Below are 22798 nucleotides of genomic sequence, written 5' to 3' on the forward strand. Positions count from 1 at the left end.
AGGACAACAACGGCAGCGCTTCAGGCCTTGCCCATGGCACCGACCCGTTCGTCGAGCGGCAGGCAGTCGCCGAAGAACTGCGGCGCCTGCCGCTTCCCGAAGGAGGTCATGAGGGCAGAGGTCGCGGCCGCTGAAACCGGGCGGGCATAGCGATAGCCCTGCCCGAGGGTGCATCCGAGCCGTTGCAGGCGATGCGCCTGCTCGCTGGTCTCGATTCCCTCGGCCACCACGCGCATCGACAGCTTGTGCGCCAGATCCAGAACCAGTTCGACGATCGCGGCGCTGGACGGATCGGTCAGCATCTGGCCGACGAAAGACTTGTCGATCTTGATCACATCGACGGGGAAGGTTCTCAAATGTGTGAGTGATGCATATCCAGTCCCGAAGTCATCGAGCGCGATGACCGCTCCGCGCGCGCGCAGGCTCTGCAATGTCGCAATGACGTCGGAATCGCCCGGCCCCATCAGGACATTCTCGGTCACTTCGATGGCCACGTGGCGCAACGGGACCCGATGAGCTTCGAAAGCCATCACGACCCGCCTTTCCAGATCGTGATCCAGAAAGTCCGTCACCCCGACATTGATGCCCACATGATGGAAGTCGAGGCCATCATCGAGCCACCGCCGCATGTCCGCGGCGACCTGGCCCAGCATCCGTTCCGTCACCAGCCGCGAGACATGGACATCGGCGAGCGCCTCGGGAAAATCCCCCGCCGAGACGATCCACCCGTCCTTGCGGCGCATCCTGACCAGCGCTTCGACGCCGACGATCTCGGAGGTGTCGATCCGGACGATCGGCTGGTAGTAGGGCAGAATCCGGCCATCATCGATGGCTTCGTGCACCTCGCGAACGACATTGAAGCGTTTGGTGATCGAGGTTCGAAGCGTGCCGTGAAACTGGATGAAGCCGCCGCGCTTGGTCTCCTTGGCGTGATAGAGCGCAAGGTCCGCGTTCTGGCGCAGGGTTTCCGCCTCCGTCCCGTCGAGCCGCGCCACGGCGCCGCCAATGGTAACGCGCGGGCAAAGCACGTGACCGCTGACATCGATCGGCGCGGACATGGCGGCGGCAAGGCCGGCCGCAACCACGCCAAGGTCGGACGTGTCGTCGAGGCGGTCGACGAGCACCGCGAATTCGTCGCCGCCGATGCGGAAGGCGGTCCCGAAGCCCACCGTCTGGCGCATCAGCCGCGTCGCAACGGCGCGCAGCAGTTCATCGCCGACGGCATGGCCGAGAGTGTCGTTGATCTGCTTGAAATGATCGAGATCGACCAGCAACAGCCCGAACGGACGGTCGTTCGCCTCGAACCACTCGGCAACGAGCTGGTTGAATCGTGCGCGGTTGGCAAGACCGGTCAGAAGGTCGGTGCAGGCGGCGGTGCGCAGTTCCTGCTCAAGCTGATAGCGCTCGGACACATCCTGCACGATTCCGAAGAGCCGCTTGGCCCTGCCGTCGACGATCTCCGTTTCGCTGACGACGTGCACCCACTTTTCTTGTCCCTCAGGCGTCAGAATCCGAAAGACATCGTCGATCCCGGTCGCCGACTCCAGACTCGACGCCATGCGGGCCCGCACGCGCGGCTGCTCCTCGGGCGCGTAGACGGAGACGATATTCGTGCGGTCCATCAGCATTCCGATGGGCCGTCCCGTAATGCGATAGACTTCGTCGGTCCATTGGATCGCGCCGCTCGTCAGATCCATCTCGAAGCCGCCGACGCGGGCGAGGCGTTCGACATGCTGGAACCGGCGTTCGCGGATCTTGAGATCGCGGCGCTGGTCCTCCACGAGACGCAGCATCTCCAGAAGCTGCCCCCGTTCCTCCCAGCGCTGCAGCAGGCTCATCGCGACGACGCCAAGACGCCGGAGCATGTCGAGCACGCCCGGATCAAGCGTTCGAGGCTGGGGGTCGAAGACACACAGGGTACCGAGGGCGACACCGGGGCGGACCAGCAGCGGGATACCCGCATAGAAACGGACCTTGTCGCACCCTGTGACCGCAGGATGGTCCCTGAAGTCAGGATGGTCACGCGCATCCTCGATGATCAGCGGTTCGTCGCTCATGATGGCGTGGGCGCACAGGGCTTCCTGCCGCGGCGTTTCCTGCGAAGCGACGCCGATCCGGGCCTTGAACCACTGCCGGTTGGCATCGACGAGCGTGACCGTGCCCTGTGCCGCACCGGAGATCTGGCAGGCAACTTGAAGAATGGCGTCGAAGTCTTCAGCGGGCGCGGTATCGAGAATCTGCAACCGGTGCAGTTCCAGCAGCCGTTCTTGTTCGTTCGTCGGAATCGGGTACATCTTCGTCTTGTCGCCAATGGTCCATGATCAGTAAGCCTACTGCACGTTAAATCTCAGTGAAGACATAAGACAAACTGCCCCTGCACTCTCGAAAACTGAATGCGCGATATTTCTTCACGCGGCGCAGCCCACAGTAGAAAATAAGATGCAAGAAAAGGATCCTCCGACCGGCGCCTTTTTCTGCCACAAAACCATATGTTTGCCAGAAGATACGATGACCATATCGAAATGTCGTTCCGATTCAGTCCCCGCATCCGGCGTATATCTGGCACTTGCGTCCTGCCTGGCCCTCGCGGTGTCGGGCGGCCGTGCGTTCGCCCATTCCAGCGAAGGCGGATTTGTGCTTTTGCTGCCGACGGACCAGTATCTGGCCGGTGCCGCAATCGCCGTCGCGGCCACCTTCTTCCTTCTCGTCGCGCTGCCGGGCAGGCTCACCGCAAGGCTTGGCCGTACTTCTCTGCCCGTCGCAAGGATATCCCGGACCGCCGCGCGCCGGATCGCGATCGTCACCAGCAGCGCCTCCTTCATGATCCTCGGCCTGCTCGTCCTTGCCGGCCACATCGGCGAACGCGACCCGCTGGAAAATCCGCTGCCGATCGCCGTGTGGACGCTGTTCTGGGTGGTGCTGACGCTCTTTCAGGCCGTCTTCGGCAATCTCTGGCCGGCGCTCAATCCCTGGACCGGCCCTCTTGCCATCCTTCGGCGGTTGACCGGTTCCAGCCTCGGCGCCATGGCCCTGCTGCCCCTTCCACGCCGGATCGGCAGTTCGATCGCCATCCTGCAATTTGCCTGGTTCGCCTGGAGCGAGCTGATCTCGCTGGCTCCGAGCGACCCTGGCGAACTCGCGACAAAGGTCGTCCTCTACTGGCTCGTCAACGCGGCCGGCATGCTCGTCTTTGGCGAACGGGAATGGGCGGACCGCGCCGAACCCTTCTCCGTCTATTTCCGGCTCGTCGGCGGCCTCTCTCCGCTCGTTTCCAGCAAGGACCCTCGGGACGGCGCCTTGAAAATCGCCCTGGCCTGGCCGGGCACGGCCCTCGCAGCGCGTCCGCCCCTCGATCGCTCGGGGATCGTCTTCCTCGTCCTCGCCCTTGGCGCCAGCACCTTTGACGGCCTGTCGCGAACCTTCCTCTGGCTCGGCCTCAATGGCATCAATCCGCTGGAGTTTCCGGGCCGCAGCGCGGTCATTCTGTCCGGCACGATCGGGCTTGCGGTGACGACCGTCACGCTCTTCGTCGCCTTCGAGGCGGCCGTTGCCTTCGGCTGCCGCCTTGCCGGACGGACTGACCTGTTCAGGACCGCCTCAGGCCGGCTCGCCTACAGCCTGACGCCGATCGCGATCGCCTTTCACGGCTCCCATCATCTGGTCGGTTTCCTGGTCGACGGCCAGCAGGCCTTGATCGCCTTTTCCGACCCCTTCGCTCTCGGCTGGGACCTGCTCGGATGGCGCGGCGCCTATGCCACGACATCCTTCCTCAACACACTGTCGGGGACGACGGCCCTCTTCAACACCCAGACGGCCATCATCGTCGCCGGGCATGTCGTCGGCATCGTGATGGCCCACGCGATTGCGGGGGATATCTTCGGCACGGGGAAGACGGCGACACGCAGCCAGCTGATGCTGGCGCCGATGATGGTCTTCTACACCGCCTTCGGCCTCTGGCTGCTTGCAACGCCTCACATCTGATCCGGTCGGGAAGTCAGACGCCGACGTAGGTATGAACGAGGCCGGGATCGGCCCGCACCTCGGCAACGCTGTGCAGGGCGCGGATGCTGCCGCCCTCCATGAAGGCGACGCGGTCGGCAATGCCCAGCACAGCCTCCACGCGCTGTTCGACCAGAACGACGGCGACCCCTTCACCGCGAAGGCGGACGATCACCTCCCGGATCGCCGCGATCATCGACGGCATCAGACCCTCGGTCGGTTCGTCGAGGAGCAACACCCGCGGCTCGATGCAAAGGGCGCGGGCGATCGACAGCATCGTCTGCTCGCCGCCCGAGAGCGTGCCGGCCCGCTGCCCGAGCCGCTCCTCAAGACGCGGAAACAACCCAAGCGCCCGGTCGAGGGCCTTCTTGCCGCTTCCCCGCGTCATCAGTCCGACTTCGAGGTTCTCGCGCACGGTGAGTTCGGAAAAAAGCCGCCGGCCCTGCGGCACATAGCCGATGCCGCGCTTGGGAATCTCCTCGGCGGCAAGACCGGAGATCGCCTCTTCGTCGAGCACGATGCGCCCGGACCGGACCGGGACGAGCCCCATCACCGTCCGCATGGCCGTCGTCTTGCCGGCGCCGTTGCGCCCGAGAAGGCAGAGCACCTCACCGGTGCGAACCTCGAAGGAAAGCCCTCGCAGCACCTGCACCGCCCCGTAGAAGGCATCGACCTCCTCGACCGCAAGCATCACGTGCCCTCCCCGCCGGTCGGCGCCGCGTCTCCGCTCGTGCCGAGATAGGCCTCCTGCACGGCCCGGTTCGCCCGAATGTCCTCCGGCGCGCCTTCCGCGAGGACCCGTCCGCCGTCCATCACCGTGATGCGCCGGGCAAGCCGCATGACCACATCCATGTTGTGCTCGATGAGGAGCACCGTCGTGCCCTTGGCGACCTCCTCGATGAGATCGCAGAACTCGCCGGCCTCGGCGTCCGAAAGCCCCTGCGTCGGCTCGTCGAGAACGAGCAGCCGGGGCTTCAGGGCCAGCCCCATCGCCACCTCCAGCAGCCGCTGGTGCCCGTAGGCGAGCACACCGGCCATCTCGCCGGCCCTTTCGCCGAGACCGACGGCCGCCAGCGCGTCCGCAACGCCCGACCGGATTGCCGCCGGCGTCGCATGGCCCCGCTGCCCCTCGATGCGGCCCTGCACCGCGATGGCGACGTTTTCGGCCGCCGTCAGGCCTGGATAGATGTTGGTGATCTGGAAGGTATAGGCGATCCCGCGCCGCACGCGCTTGTAGGCGGGCAGGCGGGTGATGTCCTCGCCGTCGAAGAGGATCGTTCCGCTGTCGGGCAGGACGCGGCCGGAAACGAGCCCGACGAAGGTGGATTTCCCGGCACCATTCGGCCCGATGATCGCGCGGATTTCGCCGGCTTCGAGCTTGAAGTCGACACCATCCACCGCCGCGACACCGCCATAGTGCCTGTCAAGCAACCGGGTTTCGAGCAGCGGCGCCCGTTCCTCCGTCACGCCAGCCATGGCAGCCACCGTGATCTTAGCGAGCCGAGCAGCCCCTCGCGGAAGAAGAGCGTGAGGCCGATCAGCGCCAGACCGACCACCAGCAGGTAGGCGGTCGTCCACTCGCTGAGCCGGTCGATCAGAAAGGTCATCAGCGCGGTGCCGACGAGCGGCCCGAGCAGCGTCCCGGCCCCGCCAAGCAGGGTGAAGAGCAGCACCTCGATGGAGTACTGTACCGAGGCGAAGGTCGAACCGACATAGCCGAAAAGCAGCGCGTAGGCCGCGCCCGCCATACCGGCGATCGTGCCGGAGAGGACGAAGGCCTTGAGCTTGGCGCGCTCCACGTCGAAGCCCAGCATCCGGGTGCGGGCCTCGTTTTCCCGGATGGCAATGAGAACGCGGCCCATCGGGCTGCGCAGAATGATCACCGTCAAACCGAGGGCGAGAGCCAGAAGCCCGAGCGCCAGCCCATAGCGCGTCATCCCGTCCGTCAGGTCGAAGACATGGCCGCCGAGGTCGAAGCCGCGCGCAGACTTCGGCAGCGGCAGTCCCTGGTCGCCGCCAGTGAGGGAGGCGAACTGCAGGGTCGCGAGAAAGGCCGCCTGCCCGAACATCATCGTGACGATCATGAAGGAGATCCGCGCCGTCCTCAGCACGACAAGACCGGTCATGAGCGCCAGCGCGCTCGCCACCAGCACACCGCAGACGAAGGCGAGAGGCACGCAAAGACCCAAATGATACGCCGGCAAACCGGCCCCATAAATCCCGGCGGCGAAGAACATCGCATGCCCGAGGCTGAGGAGCCCCGTATAGCCGAGCAGCAGGTTGTAGCCGCAGGCAAAGACCGCCAGCACCATGATCCGCGTCATCGAGAGGACGAGATAGTCGCTGGCGATGAAGGGCAGCCCCGCGAGACTTGCGACGACGAGCACCAGCAGCAGAAGGTTTCGCGTGTCGGAAAGGCCCCTCATGGCGCCGCCTTTCCGAAAAGCCCGTGCGGGCGCAGGACAAGGACCAGCGCGACGGCGAGGGTGGAGATGATCTTGGCAAGCGTCGGCGAGAAGAAGACCGACAGGATTCCGTCCGAAAGACCGATGATCAGCGCCGCGACCAGCGTGCCGCCGAGACTGCCGAGCCCGCCGATGATGACGACGGCAAAGGACATCAGCAGGATATCGCCGCCCATCAGATAGTGCGCCTGGCGGATCGGCACGACCAGCACCGCCGCGAGCGCGGCCAGCCCCGCGCCGAAGGCGAAGACGAGGCCCTGCACCTTGCCGACCGAAATGCCGAAGGCCGTCGCGATCTCCGGGTCGAGCTGCGTTGCCCGCATCACGAGACCAAGCCTTGTGTGCCGCATGATCAGCCAGACGGCGGCGAGCAGGACGAGCGCCGCGCCGATGACGAAGAGCTTGTAGGAGGAATAGCCGAACCACGGCAGGCGCAGCGTATAGTGGAACGGCGGCACGACCGTGAGCGTATCCGGCCCGAAGCCCATCAGCGCGCCCTGCTGCACGACATAGAGCAGGCCGATGGTGGCGACGATGGTCGCCTGTGGGTCCTGAGCGATGGGCCGGAGCACAATCCGCTCGGCGCCATAGGCGAGAAGTCCGGCAACCAGCGGACCGCAGACGATGGCCGCGAGAAACCCTGCAACCGGCGGCCCCGGCACCATGCCGGCAACGACGGCCGCGACCATGGCACCCAGCATGAAGAACTCGCCATGGGCGACGTTGACGATCCGCATGACGCCGAAGACGAGCGACAGCCCGATCGCAGCCAGCGCCAGCACGGCCGATTGCACGAGCCCTTCGAGCGTGGCGAGGAGGAGATAGGGACCAAGACCCATCAGGCGCCGGGCGTTCGCGGCGGCAGGACAAGGGTGCCCGCTCCCGCCGTTCGGATCAGGCATCCACCGGCGAGGGGCAGAAAGAGGGGGAGGCTCATTGGCTGCAAGGCGTTGAAATCTCCAACTGGTGCTCGCAGCCTACCCCTCTCCCGCCAAATCCGACAAGAGGCCGGCGATGACCGTCAACCGCGCAACGGTCGGCGTGCCGCTGTCGAGGATCGCGGCAATGGTCGCCGTCGTGCGCTCCACGGACTTGCGGCGCATCTGGACCCACGCCTCGATATCCGTGCCGATGACGCTCGCCGCCGCCACCTGGCTGGCGATCCGCCGATGCGCGTCGGCGATCACCTGCCGGGCCCGGTCAAGCGCCAGACCGTCGTAATAGTCGCGGACCGCCAGTGTGCGGGCGAGTTCGTCGATCTGGCCGATCTTGAAATAGGCCGCGCTCTGGAACAGCGCCCCGGTCGCCACCGACAGCGGACGGGCGGCGGTTTCGGAAATGACGATCGCGTCCGGCGCACGCACTTCGATACCGATATCCGAAAGCCGGATGGCAAGGTTCTCCGGTACGCCCTGATCCGTGAGTTGCTTGCGGAAATCGGCCAGGCGGGTCGCGAATTCCGGCGGCAGACCGGCAAGGTCGACCGAATGACGGACCTCGGCAATGCCCGGACGGAAGCGCGCGATAAGGGCCGTCAGTTCCTCGTCGTGCGGCACATTGCGCAGGAACCATGTGGTCGCCCCGAGCAACATGTCCTGAACCCGGGCATAGAGATTGAGCTGCAGGGCGCCGTGGATCTTCGTGTCGAGAACATCGATCGCCCGATAGAGCGCATCGAGCTCGAACGACTCGCGAGCGGCCAGGAACGCCTTGGCGATTTCGCCAACGCCTGCACCCGTTTGGTCGGCCATGCGGACGATGAAGGTCGCCCCGCCCTGGTTGATCATGGCGTTGGCAAGCTGGGTCGCGATGATTTCACGCCGCAGGCGGTGAGCATCGATATCGGCAGCGAACGCATCGCGCATCGCTGGCGGGAAATAGCGGTGAAGATCCTCGGCGAGATAATGATCGTCGGGAACGGCGGTGCCCAGAAGATCGTCGAAGAGCACGATCTTGGCATAGGCCAGGAGGACGGCGATTTCCGGCCGCGTCAGCGGCTTGCCGTCCTTTTCGCGCTCCATGAGCGTCACTTCGTCGGGCAGCGTTTCGACGGCCCGGTCCAGCAGGTCCCGACCTTCGAGCACCTGCATCAGCCGGCGCTGGAAGCCGAAATCCTCGAAGCCCCGCCTTTCGGTCAGCGAGACGCTGAGCGTCTGGTGATAGTTGTTGGCAAGCACCAGCGCGGCGACATCCTCGGTCATGGAGGCGAGCAATTGATTGCGCGAGGGCATGTCGAGCCGCCCGTCCAGGACGGCCGGCCTCAGCGCGATCTTGATGTTGACCTCGACGTCGGAGGAGTTGACGCCGGCAGAATTGTCGATCGCGTCGGAATTGCAGCGCCCGCCGAGCAGGCTGAAGGCGATGCGCGCGCGCTGCGTCATGCCGAGATTGGCGCCCTCGCCCACGACCTTGACCCTGAGGTCGGCCGGCACGACGCGGATCGCGTCGTTGGCCCTGTCGCCGACGTCCGCGTCGCTCTCGCCGGGCCCCCGCACATAGGTGCCGATGCCGCCGAACCAGAGCAGATCCGCCGGTGCGCGCAGGATCGCCTTGATCAGCTCTTGCGGCGTGGCCCGCGCCCTCGCGAGCCCGAGCGCCTCCTGCGCTTCGGGCGACAGCGCAATCGACTTCGAGGAGCGCGAGAAGACGCCGCCGCCTTTTGAGATCAGCGACGCGTCATAGTCCTTCCAGCTCGACCGGGGCAGCGCGAACATCCGCTGCCGCTCGGCGAAGGAGACGGCAGGATCCGGGTCCGGATCGATGAAGATGTCGCGATGGTCGAAGGCCGCGACGAGCTTGATCGCTGGCGACAGCAGCATGCCGTTGCCGAAGACGTCACCCGACATGTCGCCGACACCGACGACCGTGAACGGGGTCGTCTGGATATCGACGTCCATCTCGCGGAAGTGGCGCTTGACCGCCTCCCAGGCGCCGCGCGCCGTGATGCCCATCTTCTTGTGATCGTAGCCCGCCGAGCCGCCGGAGGCGAAGGCGTCGGAAAGCCAGAACCCGTGCCCGTCCGAAATGCCGTTGGCGGTGTCGGAGAAGGTCGCCGTGCCCTTGTCGGCAGCGACGACGAGATAGGGATCGTCCCCGTCATGGCGCACGGTGTCGGCCGGCGGAACGATCTCCTGGCCCTCGATATTGTCGGTGAGCGCCAGCATGGTGGAAACGAAGAGCTTGTAGGCCGCCGTGCCTTCGGCGAAGACCTCGTCGCGGCTGCCGCCCTCCGGCAGCCACTTCGGGAAGAAGCCGCCCTTGGCGCCGACGGGCACGATGACCGCATTCTTCACCTGCTGCGCCTTGACGAGGCCGAGCACCTCGGTGCGGAAGTCCTGCGGCCGGTCGGACCAGCGCAGGCCGCCACGGGCCACCTTGCCGAAGCGCAGGTGCACACCCTCCACACGCGGGGAGTAGACCCAGATCTCGGCAAAGGGGCGCGGCGCCGGCAGGCCTTCGACCTTATGCGGATCGAACTTGAACGCGATGACCTCGCTCGGCTGCCCGTCCTCTCCGCTCTGGAAGAAGGTGGTGCGGTTGGCGGCAAGGATAAGCCCCATGAACCGGCGCAGGATCGTGTCATCGTCAAGGCTGGAGACGTTTTCCAGCGCCGCCTCGATCTGCTCGACGACTTCGGCCTCTTTCGTCTCCCGGTTTCCCTTCAGCGCCGGATCGAAGCGCGTCGTGAACAAGGTCACAATGAGCTCGGTGATCTCGGGGTGGCGGATCAGCGTCTCCGCCATGTAGGACTGGGAATAGGAAATCCGCGCCTGCTGCAGATAGCGCGACAGCGCCCTCAGCATGGCGATCTCGCGCCAGCCGAGCCCAGCCGCGAGAGCCAGGCCGTTGAGCGGGTCGTTCTCCGCCTTGCGGAACCAGACCATCAGCATCAGCGCGCGGAGCGTCTCGGCGAGCGCGTCGAGATCGACCGGCCGGTTGCCGAACCGCGTCAGCGTCATGTCATGCAGGACGACCGGCGGATGGCCCGCCGGCTGGATGTCGTAGGTCTGCTCCTCGATCACCTCGAAGCCGAAATTCTCCAGCACCGGCACCCGCCGGGTCAGCGGCACGGGGCTGCCCTGCTGGAAAAGCTTCAGCGTGCAGCTGTCGCCGCCGAGGTCCGCGTGGCGGCCGAAGGTGATGGAAACCGGGTTGGTCTCCGAGAGACGCTCGATGCGCACCATGTCGTCGAGAGCGATCTGCGGAGAATAGGTCTCGCGATACCCGACGGAGAAGGCCGAGCCATAGTTGCCGGAAAAGGCGAGAGCCCGCTCGTGCGCATAGCGGTCGCGCAGGAGGTCCTCCAGCTTGTCTTCCCAGGTCCTGACGATCTCGGTGACGGCGGCCTCGAGATCCGCCTGCGGGACCTGAGGCGTCTTGCCTTCATAGCGCCCGATGATGATGTGGACGCGGGCGAGCGAGCCCTCCGGGAAGGAGGGATAGTAGGCCGACACCCGGCCGCCGTAGACGTCCTTCATGTAGTTGCCGATGCGCCAGCGCACGTCGCTGTCGTAGCGGTCGCGCGGCACATAGACGAGGAGCGAGACGAAACGGTCGAACTTGTCCGGCCGCGCCAGCACGCGGATGCGCGGCCGTTCGTCGAGGCCGAGGATCGCCAGCGCGAACTCGTAGAGAAGATCGGGATCGATCTGGAAAAGCTCGTCGCGAGGGTAGTTTTCAAGCACGTTGGCAAGCGTCTTGCCAGAATGGCCTTGCGGGTCGAATCCGGCCCGCTCCATCACCGCATCGACCTTGCGTCTCAGATACGGAATCCGCTTCGGTGACAGCGTATAGGCCGTCGCCGTGAAGAGACCGACCAAACGCGTCTCGCCGACGAGCTTGCCGTCTTCCGTGTAGCGCTTGATGCCGATGCAATCGAGGTGAACGCGCCGGTGGACCTTCGAGCGGACATTCGCCTTCACGACGATCAGCGCTTCCGGCTTCATCATGAAGTCGCGAATTTCCGCCGTCACCTGCACGAACTCGCGGCCCCGCCTCAGCACCTTCACATGAGGATCGGCAAGGACGCCGAGCCCGGTCTCGTCGCTGTGCAGAATGCGATGGTCCTCGCCTTCTTCAAGCGCGATGTCGTAGTTGCGAAGGCCGAGGAAGATGAAATTGTCGGCATTGAGCCATTCCAGGAAGGCGACGGCCTCTTCCACCTCCTCCTTCGGCAAGGGCGGCGGACTGTAGCGGTAGACCGTGACCGCCTCGGCAACGGCCCGTCGCATGCGCGGCCAGTCTTCCACGGCCCGGCGCACGTCGGTGAGGACCTCGCCGAGTTTCTCGGCAAGATCGGTCCGCGCCTCCTTGCCCGACAGGCGCGTCACATGAACGTGGATGACGCTTTCGGACAGGCCGCCCTCTTCCTTGGCCGCGCCGCTGCCGATCTTTTTCAGCACGCCGTCGGCGTCCCGCCCGACCTCCACGACCGGATGCAGCAGGAGCTTCACCTCCATGCCGAATTCCTGCAGCGCGTGCATGACGGAATCGACCAGAAAGGCCATGTTGTCGTTGATGATCTCGACGACGGTGATCGGCCGGTGGCTGCCGTCGGCCTTGTTCGGCTCCGGATCGAAGACGGTGACGATGGCCTCGCCGCGCTCGCGCCGCGCCAGGCGGGAGAGAACATCCCTTGCCAGCGCCGCCAGTTCCTCGGACGAATAGCCGACGAGATCCTCGGCCGCTGCGCGCTTGTAGAGGAGCCCGGCAAGATAGGCCGCATCCGGATTGCCGGCCACCTCCTCGCGGTTGAGAACCTCGGATACCAACCGTTCCTTTTCGGCGGCGAAGGTCTGCGGCATCGATCTCTCCCCTTGGTCCTTGGCCGGCGGAAACCGGCATGCCCGGGTTATCAGTTCTGTGTGACGCTTGGCAGGTAGTATCTGAATGGGCAGGGATTAAGAAATAGGATCAGGCCCCTGGCAAAACGGGGCGCACTTCTTCGTGACGCATGACATCAGGCCCGATTCCCTCCCCGAAGCCCCGCAACGAGGATCGCATCAGCCTATCCACTTCACCGCCCCAAAACAATCGGGGGCGCAGCCTGCGCCACGCCCCCGTCAACGAACGGCATTCAGCCAGAGGGGTTCAGCCCTTGGACTTGGCGTTCTCGACCGCCTGCATGATCAGGCCGCGCGCTTCTTCCGCATCGCCCCAGCGCAAAACCTTGACCCACTTGCCGGGCTCCAGGTCCTTGTAGTGCTCGAAGAAATGCTCGATCTGCTTCAGCGTGATCTCCGGAAGGTCGGTGTGGTTCGTGACCTTCTCGTAGCGCTTCGTCAGCTTGGTGGCAGGAACGGCGATGATCTTCTCGTCGATGCCGGCCTCGTCCTCCATCATGAGCACGCCGATCGGACGACAGTTCATGATCGCGCCGGGAATGATCGCCCGCGTGTTGACGATCACCACGTCGATCGGGTCGCCGTCGTCGGAAAGCGTATGCGGCACGAAGCCGTAATTGCCCGGGTAGCGCATGGACGTATAGAGGAAGCGGTCGACGTACATCGCACCGGCTTCCTTGTCCATTTCGTACTTGATCGGTTCGCCGCCCAGCGGCACCTCGATGATGACGTTGATATCGTGCGGCGGGTTTTTTCCGATCGGCACGGCGTCGATGCGCATGTCGTCTCTCCAAATTGCTGTCGGTGCAATGTTTGTCAGGCTGGATCCCGGTCATGAGTCCGGGAAAGGGTTTCTGGCAGAACCCGCTCCCCCGTCTCGCCCTACCGCTCGCAGCGGCGGAAATCCCGCCATCCACCCGAAAAAGATGCGACACGTCTTTAGCCGCATTGGCGCGCCAAGCGCAAGTGGCCCTTTGTGCAACGCAGCATGGCCGACGCCCGGGTCCGGCTCACATGGCGAGGGCCGCCTGGACGGACGGCCGGTCGGACATGCGCCTGAAATGATCGTGCAGCTTTGGGAAATCAGCGATATCGACACCGTCGACCTTGGTCCAGGAACAGATGACGAAGAGATAAGGGTCGGCCACGCTGAAGGTCTCGCCCATCACCCAGGGACCCGCGAACATCGTCTCTTCGATCTGCCTGCAGCCGTCCGCGATATTGCCGGGAACCCGTCGCTGCATGTCGTCGAACGAGCTTTGTTCATCGGCCCAGCGCGATCCGCGCATGCGATGCGCGTGAGCGACATGAACGGTCGAGCACAGGAAGGCATTGAAGGACTGCAACGTTGCAAGGGCGAAGGGATCGTCGAACGGCGCGAGCTTCTTGTCCGGGGCAAGCTGCGCCAGATAGATCAGGATCGCCGGCGTTTCCGTCAGGATTCCCCGGTCCGTCTTCAGCGCCGGCACGCGGCCTTTGGGATTGAGCGCCAGAAACTCGGGTTTGCGTTGATCGCCGGCGGGCAGGTTCACGACATAAACGTCATGCTCCAGTTCCGCCTCCTTCAGCGTGATCAGCGAGGCCAGTGAACAGGCGTCTTTCCAGTGAAACAGCGTCAGCATCTCGATCCTGGGGCTGGGCAGGGGATGGATGGCCATTGCGCGAGCGGAACCCGGCAAATTTGGCCGAATATATTGAATGAAGAGAGGACTTGGAAGGAATTGGCGCCGCCTGCAGGAACGGACCAGGCCCCGGGAACCGGTTCGCCGGATGCCCTAGCCGAGATCCCAGCCGAAGACGACGACCGGGAGAATCTGATCGCCGATCCGCTCGCCCGTCTCCACCAGTGGCTTGCCACCGAGCCGACGATAGAAGCCCATCGCCACGTCGTTGGCCTGCAGCGCGCGCACGGCAAGGCCCTTCAGCCGCATGTCGTCCAGCATGCTGCGGGCCGTCTGGAACAGGCGGCGGCCAAGGCCGATGCCCTGGTATTCTGGCCTGAGATAGATTTCGTAGATTTCGCCGCGATGCGGCAGCGAACGCATGCGGCTCGGGCCCAGCGTCGCGTAGCCGACCACGTGGCCGTCGACTTCCAGCACGATGATCGCAACCTTGCGCCTCAGCGCCCGCTGCCACCACACCGGACCGCGCCGTTCCACCATGCGTTCCAGATCGAGACCGGGAAGGACGCCGCGATAGGCGTTGCGCCAGGCAAGGTCGTGAACCTCGGCGATCGCCGGGGCATCCTGCAGTCTCGCCCGCCTGATATCGATGGACATCGTGCTCATGAATCAAGAGTAACCGCACTTGAGACAGGGCGAAAGTCTGTTTGCGCGACCCTGACGGAAAATTCACATGCGCTCACGAACCGCTGACGGGCCGCGGCGCCCGGACGCCGAACCGCCCCGGTCAAGCCGTGGAATCGATTGACGAAATGTTGCTGGATCAGAAAGTCGCCGCCGTGGCCCGGGCACGCTCGACCTGCGTCGCATTGAGCAGGCCGGCATTGGCGACCCTCGGGTTGCGGCTGTGATGCATCAGGTTGCTGTGGTCGTCGCCGGCCAGCGCATGATTGGGATCGTCGATGAGCACGTGCCCCAGTTCGTGGGCAAGCAGATTGCCGGCAAATCCCGCAATTCCCTCGCGGACCTTCTCGCCGGAGAGAACCACGATGCGTCCGCCGCCCCAGCCGCCCTCGGCAGCGGGAAGGTCATAGACGAAGCCGACACCGATTCCCTGACCGCGCGGGGAAAGCCGGTTGACGAACCTGATCCACATGGCGCGCGCGTCCGCCGGAACGACCTCGTCGCGCCGCGAGATATTGACCGGCGAGAACTGGATGTCGGCCTCCCGCAGCCAGATCCGGTTGGCTTCCGTGAAGGCCCGGTTGATCTCCTCCTCCGTCCAGAAGGAGGGCGTGGCAAGGCCGAGCGCGAGCGGCCGCAGGCTGGCGCCACCGGCCGGCGCGGGCGACCCGGCTCCAGCCGCGGCGGTCGCCTCCGGATAGAGCGTCAGGATATAGGCGCAAATCGGGATCGAGATCGTGGCCATGGGCTTCTTGTCCCTTCCTGGCCGTGAACCGCTCAAGGGCGGATGATCGCGATCCTAGCAGACAACAGGTCACGCGCCAACGAAGGGCCGCCCGCCCGAAGTGCCAGCCCCGAACGCAACGCCCTGCCCGAGTGGCCTCAGAACCAGGAAATCAGCTTCACCAGCCTGTCCCGATAGCTCGGGGACGACTGCGTCGGCGCCGAGGCCATCTGTGTCGGCTGTGCGGGATCGGCCTGCGCGGCAGGCTGACCGGCGGGTGCCACGGATGCGGTTGTGGCCGGTTCGCTCACGGCGGCGTCTGGCGTTGCCTGTGCCTGTGCCTGTGCCTGCGCCGGAGCGGCCTCGCTGCTGGCGACGTCAACCTTCGCATCCGGCGAAGGCGTCGGCAGCGGAGAACCGTCAGGTCCGGTGACCGGGTTCTGGATCAGGGCTGTCGCCGTCTCGGTGCCGCCATCGCCGAAGAGGGTCTCGAAGATCGGCTTGCGGTTGGCGAGGCGCTGCTCGCGCTCGGCTTCCTTCTGCGCCAGCATGATGCGCTGCTCGGCCAGCATGCGCTGATGCTCTTCGTCGCGCTTGCGCTGCTCGTCCAGCCGCGCCGCGATGACCATCGTCTCCGCGTCGTCCTTGGCCTGCTTGGCGGCAACCGCCATCTGCAGCGTCTGCGGCACGGTCAGTTCGGGGCAGGCCTGGACCGGGCTGAGGCGCGCATCGTCGACCGGCGTGGCGTCGAAGACGTATTTCCGTCCGCAGACGTCGACCTTCGGCTCCTGGCGCGTCAGCTCGAAGTGATCGTAGCCGACCTTCAGCATCTTCCAGAAAGGCATGTTCGGGTCGTCGAGATGCCGGGCAAGGTTCTCCGGCGTCATCCGGAAGGGATAGGCCTGGAGCTGGAAGGATCTCTGGCCGCCGCGGAAGGCATCGCGGGCGAGCGCATAGATCTCCTGGATCTGCTCGTCGGTCATGGCATAGCAGCCGGCCGACGAACAGGCGCCGTGGACCATCAGGTTGCTGCCCGTGCGACCGTAGGAGCGGTCATAGGCGTTGGGATAGCCGGTATTGAAGGAGAGATAGTAGCTGGAATTCGGGTTCATCAGCGCGGGCGTGATGGTGTAATAGCCCTCCGGCGCCTGACGGTCGCCCTCCTTCTGCTTCGGCCCGAGCTTGCCGGACCACTTGCAGATCTCGAAGGTCTTGAGCAGGGCGTATTTGCCCGTGTCATCCTTCTTCCAGACCTCGAACTTGCTCTCTTCCTTGAAGATGCGCATCAGGATCGGCGCGCTGGACGCCATGTGGAGCTTCGTCATCTCCTCGCGCGTTTCGCGCGACACGGAGCGCGTATGTTTGGGACCGTAGCCCAGTTCATCGGCCTGGCAGGCGGCGAGAAGGGCCGACACGCTGGCGACGGCGACGACGCGCACGAGCCACCCGCGGGAATTTTGGAAGCGCTGGCTGATCTGCATGAGGCGACCAATCAAATCCTTCAGACGGTTGTCCAGTTCCGAATACCGCACCAAGCCGCCGCGCCCCAAGACGGCAGCGGGACTCTTGGCACCCAGCCCAGATGCCAAGCATTCCCTGACATGCTTACCAAAGCGTTTACCCCGGCCAACACGCACGAAACCGTGAACGCAGCTTCATACCTGACCTGCCGGAGCATCAAACCTCGGCGGCGCCAAGAACTGTCCTTGTCTAGAAGGCACAATGAAGCAGCAATTCTGTCCCTTAGCCGCCATTTTTCACAAAGAGCGGCCGATGGCCAGAAATTTTTCGCGTCGCGCCTTCCGTATTTCTTCGGAAGGCATGTCTTCGAAGACCGCCAGCATCGATTCGATATGGTCGCCGGAGGCCCTGATTGTCGCCTCGCCGTCGCGATGGGCGCCGCCCATCGGCTCCTTGACGATCTCGTCGATGACGCCGAGCTTCAGGAGATCCTGCGCCGTGATCTTCATGTTCGTCGCCGCATCCTGCGCCCGCGCCGAATCCTTCCACAGGATCGAGGCCGCGCCTTCCGGCGAGATCACCGAATAGATCGCATGCTCCAGCATCAGGACCCGGCTCGCCGTCGCAATCGCGATGGCGCCGCCCGAACCGCCCTCGCCGATGACAAGGGCGACATTGGGAACGGACAGCTGAAGGCAGGCCTGCGTCGAGCGGGCAATCGCCTCCGCCTGGCCGCGCTCTTCCGCGCCGATGCCCGGATAGGCGCCGGCCGTATCGACGAAGGAGAGAACCGGCAGGCCGAAGCGGTCGGCAAGCTTCATGAGGCGGATCGCCTTGCGGTAGCCCTCGGGGCGCGCCATGCCGAAGTTGTGCCGGATGCGCGACTGGGTGTCGTGCCCCTTTTCCTGGCCGAGGATGGCGACGGAGCGCCCGCGAAAGCGGCCGAGCCCGGCCAGGATCGCCTGATCCTCGCCGAACGACCTGTCGCCGGCGAGCGGCGTCCAGTCCTCGATCAGCCCGGCGATGTAATGGGAGGCGTGCGGGCGGTCCGGGTGGCGGCAGACCTGCGTCTTCTGCCAGGGCGTGAGCTTGGCGTAGATATCGTTGAGTGCCTGGGTCGCCTTGGCCTCGAGCTTGGACACGTCTTCGGCAATCTCGACGGCTTCGCCGGATTCCGACAGGGTCCTGAGTTCCTCGATCTTGCTTTCAAGCTCGGCGACGGGCTTTTCGAATTCCAGATAGCTTCGCATTCCATGTCCAACCGATGACCGGGAGAAGCAGCATGGCACCGGCGCATTGCGCAAGGTCCCACGGCATCCTGCTGCCGGCCATGAATGTGATCCTTTTCGGCGGATGCGGCGAACCATCGGCACCGGCACGTGGCCCGGTCCGCGAACGCCTGCCGAATTCGGCGGCACACTGACCGCAGTCCCCCGGAGTGTCAAGGATTTCCCCAGCCGGCCCGGCTCCGGCCGCTAGCGGCCGGCAAGCGGATGATGCGTCTCGACAAGCTGCCTCAGCCGTTCGTCGAGGACATGGGTGTAGATCTGCGTCGTCGAAATGTCGGCGTGTCCCAGCAGCGCCTGCACGACACGCAGGTCCGCGCCATTGGCGAGCAGATGGCTGGCGAACGCATGGCGCAGGACATGGGGCGAGATCAGCTCCGGCCGGATGCCGACCGAGGCCGCCGCATCCTTGAGATCCCGGGCAAAGGACTGCCGGGTGACATGGCCGCTCTCCGAAAAGGCAGGAAACAGCCACGGTGTGCCCTGCTGCCGGCCGCTCGCGGCAAGGGCAGAACGCCAGGCCTCCACCGCCTCGCGGGCCCGTCCGCCGACGGGAACGATGCGCTCCTTGTCGCCCTTGCCGCGCACCGTCATGACCCGCGCATCGCGCCGGATGGCCGCGGAACGCAGCGAAACGAGCTCGGAAACGCGCATGCCCGTCGCATAGACGAGTTCCAGAAGCACATGAAGCCGCATCGCCCTGAGGCCTTCCAGCGGCCGTTCATGCGGCGCGAAGGCACGGGCGCGAACCGTATCGAGAAGCCGGCCGACCTCATCCTCGGACAGCACCTTCGGCAACGGCTGACGCTTGCGCGGCCGTGCCACGGTTGCCGTCGGATCGTCGTTGCGCCGTCCTTCCGCGTAGAGGAACTTGTGGAACTGGCGCACCGCCGAGAGCCGGCGCGCTTGCGTCGACGGCGCCATCCCTTGCGCGGCGAGGTCTGCCATGAAGGCCTCCACGTCACTGCGCGACGCGGTGACCGCCGAAGCTCCGTGACCAGAGAGACACTCAAGATAGGCGTCGAGATCGCGCTGGTAGGCGGCGAGCGTATTCTCCGCCGCCCCGCGCTCCACGCTCTGCATTTCGAGGAACGCCTCGACGAGATGCCGCTCGCTCATGGTTTCCAGTCGTCCGTCAGGTCGTCGTCCTGTTCCTCGCCGGAAAGGGCAGCCTTGGCGGCCGCGGCCCGCCGGGCCTCCTCGCGTGCCTTGCCGAGCCCCGCCTCGATGCGGGCGGGATCGATCGGCTCGACGGTCCTGCGGACATGCGGGCGGACGAGCGTTGCCAGCGCCGCCATGGCGACGAGGACAAGGGCCACGGCGAGGCCGGCGCGCAAGAGAAAACGTGTCAGCGTCGGCATGATGGGGTCCGATTCGACAGGGCATCGACTTTTGACGCTATGCCGCCGTCTTGCAAGGTGCACGGCTCCTCTTTAGGAAGACTAGCGACGACGTGTGTCGAAAGGATCGGCATACTGCGCTTTCGGACCAGGGCTCATGATCGATCAGATGACCTCCGCCCCGACGGACGGAGACATTGAGGACGCGAAGACCGATCCCGCCGCCGTCATTCGGGCGCGGCTCGGGGAGCGTTCGATCGTGCTCATCGGCATGATGGGGGCCGGCAAGAGCAGCGTCGGCAAGCGGCTGGCCGCCCGGCTCGGTCTCGGCTTCGTCGATGCCGATCATGCGATCGAGGAAGCCGCCAACCAGACCATCCCGGAAATCTTCGCCGAGCACGGCGAGGAGTATTTCCGCACCGGCGAGCGCAAGGTCATCGCCCGCCTCCTGAAGGATGGCCCCCAGGTTCTGGCCACCGGCGGCGGCGCCTTCATGAACGGGGAAACCCGCGAGGCGATCGCCGCGACCGGCATTTCCGTCTGGCTGAAGGCCGACGTCGCCGTCCTCTTCGAACGCGTCAAGAAACGCCCGACCCGTCCCCTCCTTCAGAACCCGGACCCCGAGGGAACGCTGAGGCGGCTCGTCGAGGAACGCTATCCCGTCTACGGCCTTGCGGACATTACCGTCCTCTCCCGCGACGCGCCGCACGACGTCGTCGTCAACGACCTGATCAGTGCGCTCGCAGACCATCTCCAGCACCAGCAGCAAACGGCGCCAGTCGCCGAGGGAAAAGCCCCATGACCGCTTCCGGCACCCCCGTTACCTCCGCGTCCGATATGGCGGAGCCAGCCGATACGGTCCGCGTTCCCGTCGCGCTTGGCGAGCGGTCCTATGACATTCTCATCGGCCGGGGCGTGCTGGGCGAAGCCGGTGCGCTGATCGCCAGGCGCATTCCGGGCTGCCGCGCGGCGATCGTGACCGATTCCACCGTCGGCCGCCATCATCTGGAAACGCTTGAAAGCAGCCTTGCCGAGGCGGGCATCGACTGCTCGGCCATCGTCGTCAGCCCCGGCGAAGGATCGAAGAATTTCGCCACCTTCGAGCAGGTGGTCGACGCGGTGATTGCCGGCCGCTTCGAGCGCGGCGACGCGATCGTTGCCCTTGGCGGCGGTGTCGTCGGCGACCTTGCCGGCTTCGTCGCCGGCGTCGTCCGGCGCGGCATGCATTTCGTCCAGATCCCGACCTCCCTGCTGGCGCAGGTGGATTCGTCCGTCGGCGGCAAGACCGGCATCAACGTCTCCCACGGCAAGAACCTCGTCGGCGTCTTCCACCAGCCCGACCTGGTGCTCGCCGATACTGGCGTGCTCGACACCCTATCCGAGCGCCACTTCCGCGCCGGCTATGCCGAAGTCGTCAAATACGGGCTCATCAACGACGCCGATTTCTTCGTCTGGCTGGAAGAAAACTGGCGGGACGTCTTCGCCGGCGGTCCGGCCCGCACCCACGCGATCGCCACCTCCTGCCGTTCGAAGGCCGCCATCGTCGCCCGCGACGAGCGCGAGAGCGGCGAGCGGGCCCTGCTCAACCTCGGCCACACCTTCGGCCATGCGCTGGAGGCCGCGACCGGCTACGGCGACCGCCTTGTCCACGGCGAGGCGATCAGCATCGGCATGGTGCTCGCCCACGACTTCTCGGTGCGCATGAATCTCGCCAGCAAGGACGATGCCGACCGGGTCCGCGCGCATTTCGCCGGTGTCGGCCTGCCGACGACACTGGCCGAGATCCCGGGCGACCTGCCCGATGCCGATGGCCTGATGACGCTGATCTCGCAAGACAAGAAGGTCTCGCGCGGCAGCCTCACCTTCATCCTGACCCATGGCATCGGCAAGGCCTTCATCGCCAAGGATGTCGTTCCGGACGCCGTTCGCGATTTCCTGGCAGAGGCCAAGGCTGCCGGAGCCCGCACATGATCATTGACGCGGCTCTGGCAACAACCGTCGCCATCGTCTTCGTGCTGCTTCTGATGTCCGCCTTCTTCTCGGGCAGCGAAACGGCACTCACGGCCACCTCGCGCGCGCGCATCCACGCCCTCGAAAGGGGCGGCGACCAGCGGGCCAGCATCGTCGCCCGCCTGATCGGCAACCGCGAGCGCATGATCGGCGCCATGCTGATCGGCAACAACATCGTCAACATTCTCGCCTCCGCACTGGCCACCAGCGCGCTCTTGAAGCTCTTCGGCCAGGCCGGCGTAGCGGTGGCGACCGTCGTCATGACGACGCTCGTCATCATCTTCTCCGAAGTGCTGCCGAAGACATGGGCCATCGGCAATCCGGATCGCTTCGCGCTCACCGTTTCCCGCCCGATCCGGCTGATCGTTGCCCTGCTGGGGCCGCTTGCCGCCCTTGTCCAGTGGATCGTGCGCGGCATCCTCTCGCTCTTCGGGCTGAAGATCGATGCCGGCGTGGCGGTGCTCTCCGCGCATGAGGAACTGCGCGGCGCGGTGGACCTGCTCCATATGGAAGGCGGCGTGGTCAAGTCGGACCGCGACATGATGGGCGGCGTCCTCGACCTGCGCGAGTTGGAAGTCTCCGACATCATGGTCCACCGCACCAAGATGCGCTCGCTCAACGCTGACGATCCGCCGGCGCAGGTCGTCTCGGCGGTGCTTGCCAGCCCCTTTACCCGCATGCCGATCTGGCGCGACGAGCCGGACAACATCGTCGGCATCCTCCACGCCAAGGATCTCCTGCGCGCGCTCGACCGCGCCGGCGGCGACTTCGACAAGATCGACCTGATGGCGATCGCCTCCGATCCCTGGTACGTGCCCGACACGACCAGCGTCGACGATCAGTTGAAGGCCTTCCTGAAGCGCAAGACCCACCTTGCTCTCGTCGTCGACGAATATGGCGAGGTTCAGGGTCTCGTGACCCTTGAGGATATCCTGGAGGAAATCGTCGGAGAGATCGCCGACGAGCAGGACATCGTCATCCAAGGTGTGCGCCCCCTGCCCGACGGGTCCGTCAACGTCGACGGCTCGGTGCCGATCCGCGACCTCAACCGCGTGATGGACTGGCGCCTGCCGGACGAGGAGGCGACCACCATCGCCGGCCTCGTCATCCACGAGGCGCGTCTCATTCCCGAACCCGGGCAGACCTTCACCTTCTACGGTTTCCGTTTCCAGGTGCTGCGCAAGACCCGCAACCGGATCACCTCGATCCGCATCACGCCGGTCGAAAAGCTGCGGGGCGGGGCAAGGGCCTGACAAGCCGAACGCCGGATGCATCCGCCTCCGGCAAGCCCCTGGTGTCAGCCAGATGCGCGAAAAGCGTGCCCTCGCGAAGGCAAGGGCGACGACCGGTTTCCATCCGAGTTG

General features: G+C 65.4%; 18 protein-coding genes. 4 read left to right on the plus strand and 14 right to left on the minus strand.

Features of this window, described 5'->3' with window-relative positions; genetic code table 11:
- Nucleotides 1-20 precede the first annotated feature (20 nt).
- The gene (locus HDIA_RS21660; protein WP_099558044.1) at nucleotides 21-2294 is read right to left on the minus strand and encodes a putative bifunctional diguanylate cyclase/phosphodiesterase; all 2274 of its coding nucleotides are present in this window, start codon (nucleotides 2292-2294) and stop codon (nucleotides 21-23) included.
- Nucleotides 2295-2634: 340 nt separating this feature from the next.
- On the opposite strand from HDIA_RS21660, the gene HDIA_RS21665 reads away from it, so the two are divergent.
- Entirely contained in the window at nucleotides 2635-3981 is a 1347-nt protein-coding gene (locus HDIA_RS21665) for a hypothetical protein (protein ID WP_157775774.1), read from the plus strand.
- A 13-nt stretch (nucleotides 3982-3994) separates the two neighbouring features.
- On the opposite strand, the gene HDIA_RS21670 is transcribed toward HDIA_RS21665, so the two are convergent.
- From HDIA_RS21670 to HDIA_RS21730, 13 genes are all read right to left on the minus strand, one after another.
- Nucleotides 3995-4690 (minus strand): ABC transporter ATP-binding protein, encoded by a 696-nt coding sequence (locus HDIA_RS21670; protein WP_099558046.1) that lies wholly within the window; start codon nucleotides 4688-4690, stop codon nucleotides 3995-3997.
- Complete coding sequence (locus HDIA_RS21675; protein ID WP_099558047.1) at nucleotides 4690-5475, minus strand: ABC transporter ATP-binding protein; 786 nt, start codon at nucleotides 5473-5475, stop codon at nucleotides 4690-4692. The genes HDIA_RS21670 and HDIA_RS21675 overlap by 1 nt, the downstream gene beginning before the upstream one ends.
- Entirely contained in the window at nucleotides 5463-6425 is a 963-nt protein-coding gene (locus tag HDIA_RS21680) for a branched-chain amino acid ABC transporter permease (protein ID WP_099558048.1), read from the minus strand. The genes HDIA_RS21675 and HDIA_RS21680 overlap by 13 nt, the downstream gene beginning before the upstream one ends.
- Entirely contained in the window at nucleotides 6422-7303 is an 882-nt protein-coding gene (locus HDIA_RS21685; protein ID WP_099558049.1) for a branched-chain amino acid ABC transporter permease, read from the minus strand. The genes HDIA_RS21680 and HDIA_RS21685 overlap by 4 nt, the downstream gene beginning before the upstream one ends.
- Nucleotides 7304-7441: 138 nt before the next feature.
- Nucleotides 7442-12268 carry an NAD-glutamate dehydrogenase gene (locus HDIA_RS21690; RefSeq protein WP_099558050.1) on the minus strand — a complete coding sequence of 1609 codons (4827 nt, stop codon included), beginning with the start codon at nucleotides 12266-12268 and terminating at the stop codon, nucleotides 7442-7444.
- A 286-nt stretch (nucleotides 12269-12554) separates the two neighbouring features.
- Nucleotides 12555-13088, minus strand: a complete 534-nt coding sequence (gene ppa, locus HDIA_RS21695) for an inorganic diphosphatase (RefSeq protein WP_099558051.1) — start codon at nucleotides 13086-13088, stop codon at nucleotides 12555-12557.
- Between the two features lie 229 nt (nucleotides 13089-13317).
- Nucleotides 13318-13929, minus strand: a complete 612-nt coding sequence (locus HDIA_RS21700) for a glutathione S-transferase family protein (protein ID WP_099559081.1) — start codon at nucleotides 13927-13929, stop codon at nucleotides 13318-13320.
- Nucleotides 13930-14082: 153 nt separating this feature from the next.
- Nucleotides 14083-14595: a GNAT family N-acetyltransferase gene (locus tag HDIA_RS21705; protein WP_099558052.1), complete on the minus strand. Its 513-nt coding sequence runs from the start codon at nucleotides 14593-14595 to the stop codon at nucleotides 14083-14085.
- Nucleotides 14596-14752: 157 nt separating this feature from the next.
- Nucleotides 14753-15358: a hypothetical protein gene (locus tag HDIA_RS21710; RefSeq protein ID WP_099558053.1), complete on the minus strand. Its 606-nt coding sequence runs from the start codon at nucleotides 15356-15358 to the stop codon at nucleotides 14753-14755.
- Nucleotides 15359-15495: 137 nt separating this feature from the next.
- Nucleotides 15496-16818, minus strand: a complete 1323-nt coding sequence (locus HDIA_RS21715; protein WP_099559082.1) for a L,D-transpeptidase family protein — start codon at nucleotides 16816-16818, stop codon at nucleotides 15496-15498.
- A gap of 276 nt (nucleotides 16819-17094) precedes the next feature.
- On the minus strand, nucleotides 17095-18048 hold the full coding sequence (locus tag HDIA_RS21720; protein WP_099558054.1) for an acetyl-CoA carboxylase carboxyltransferase subunit alpha: 954 nt from the start codon (nucleotides 18046-18048) through the stop codon (nucleotides 17095-17097).
- A gap of 225 nt (nucleotides 18049-18273) precedes the next feature.
- Nucleotides 18274-19203, minus strand: coding sequence for a site-specific tyrosine recombinase XerD (locus HDIA_RS21725; RefSeq protein ID WP_099558055.1), 930 nt, complete (start codon nucleotides 19201-19203; stop codon nucleotides 18274-18276).
- Nucleotides 19200-19445, minus strand: coding sequence for a hypothetical protein (locus HDIA_RS21730; RefSeq protein WP_099558056.1), 246 nt, complete (start codon nucleotides 19443-19445; stop codon nucleotides 19200-19202). Before HDIA_RS21730 ends, HDIA_RS21725 begins: the two co-directional genes overlap by 4 nt.
- A 136-nt stretch (nucleotides 19446-19581) precedes the next feature.
- Here HDIA_RS21730 and HDIA_RS21735 point away from each other — a divergent pair, with 136 nt between their 5' ends.
- From HDIA_RS21735 to HDIA_RS21745, 3 genes are read left to right on the plus strand one after another with little or no spacing between them, the layout of a single operon-like run.
- Entirely contained in the window at nucleotides 19582-20226 is a 645-nt protein-coding gene (locus HDIA_RS21735) for a shikimate kinase (protein ID WP_197708062.1), read from the plus strand.
- Nucleotides 20227-20261: 35 nt separating this feature from the next.
- Nucleotides 20262-21395, plus strand: coding sequence for a 3-dehydroquinate synthase (gene aroB / locus HDIA_RS21740; protein WP_099559083.1), 1134 nt, complete (start codon nucleotides 20262-20264; stop codon nucleotides 21393-21395).
- Entirely contained in the window at nucleotides 21392-22687 is a 1296-nt protein-coding gene (locus tag HDIA_RS21745; protein ID WP_099558057.1) for an HlyC/CorC family transporter, read from the plus strand. The genes aroB and HDIA_RS21745 overlap by 4 nt, the downstream gene beginning before the upstream one ends.
- The last annotated feature ends 111 nt before the right edge of the window (nucleotides 22688-22798 follow it).

This window comes from Hartmannibacter diazotrophicus, assembly GCF_900231165.1.
GTDB lineage: Bacteria > Pseudomonadota > Alphaproteobacteria > Rhizobiales > Pleomorphomonadaceae > Hartmannibacter > Hartmannibacter diazotrophicus.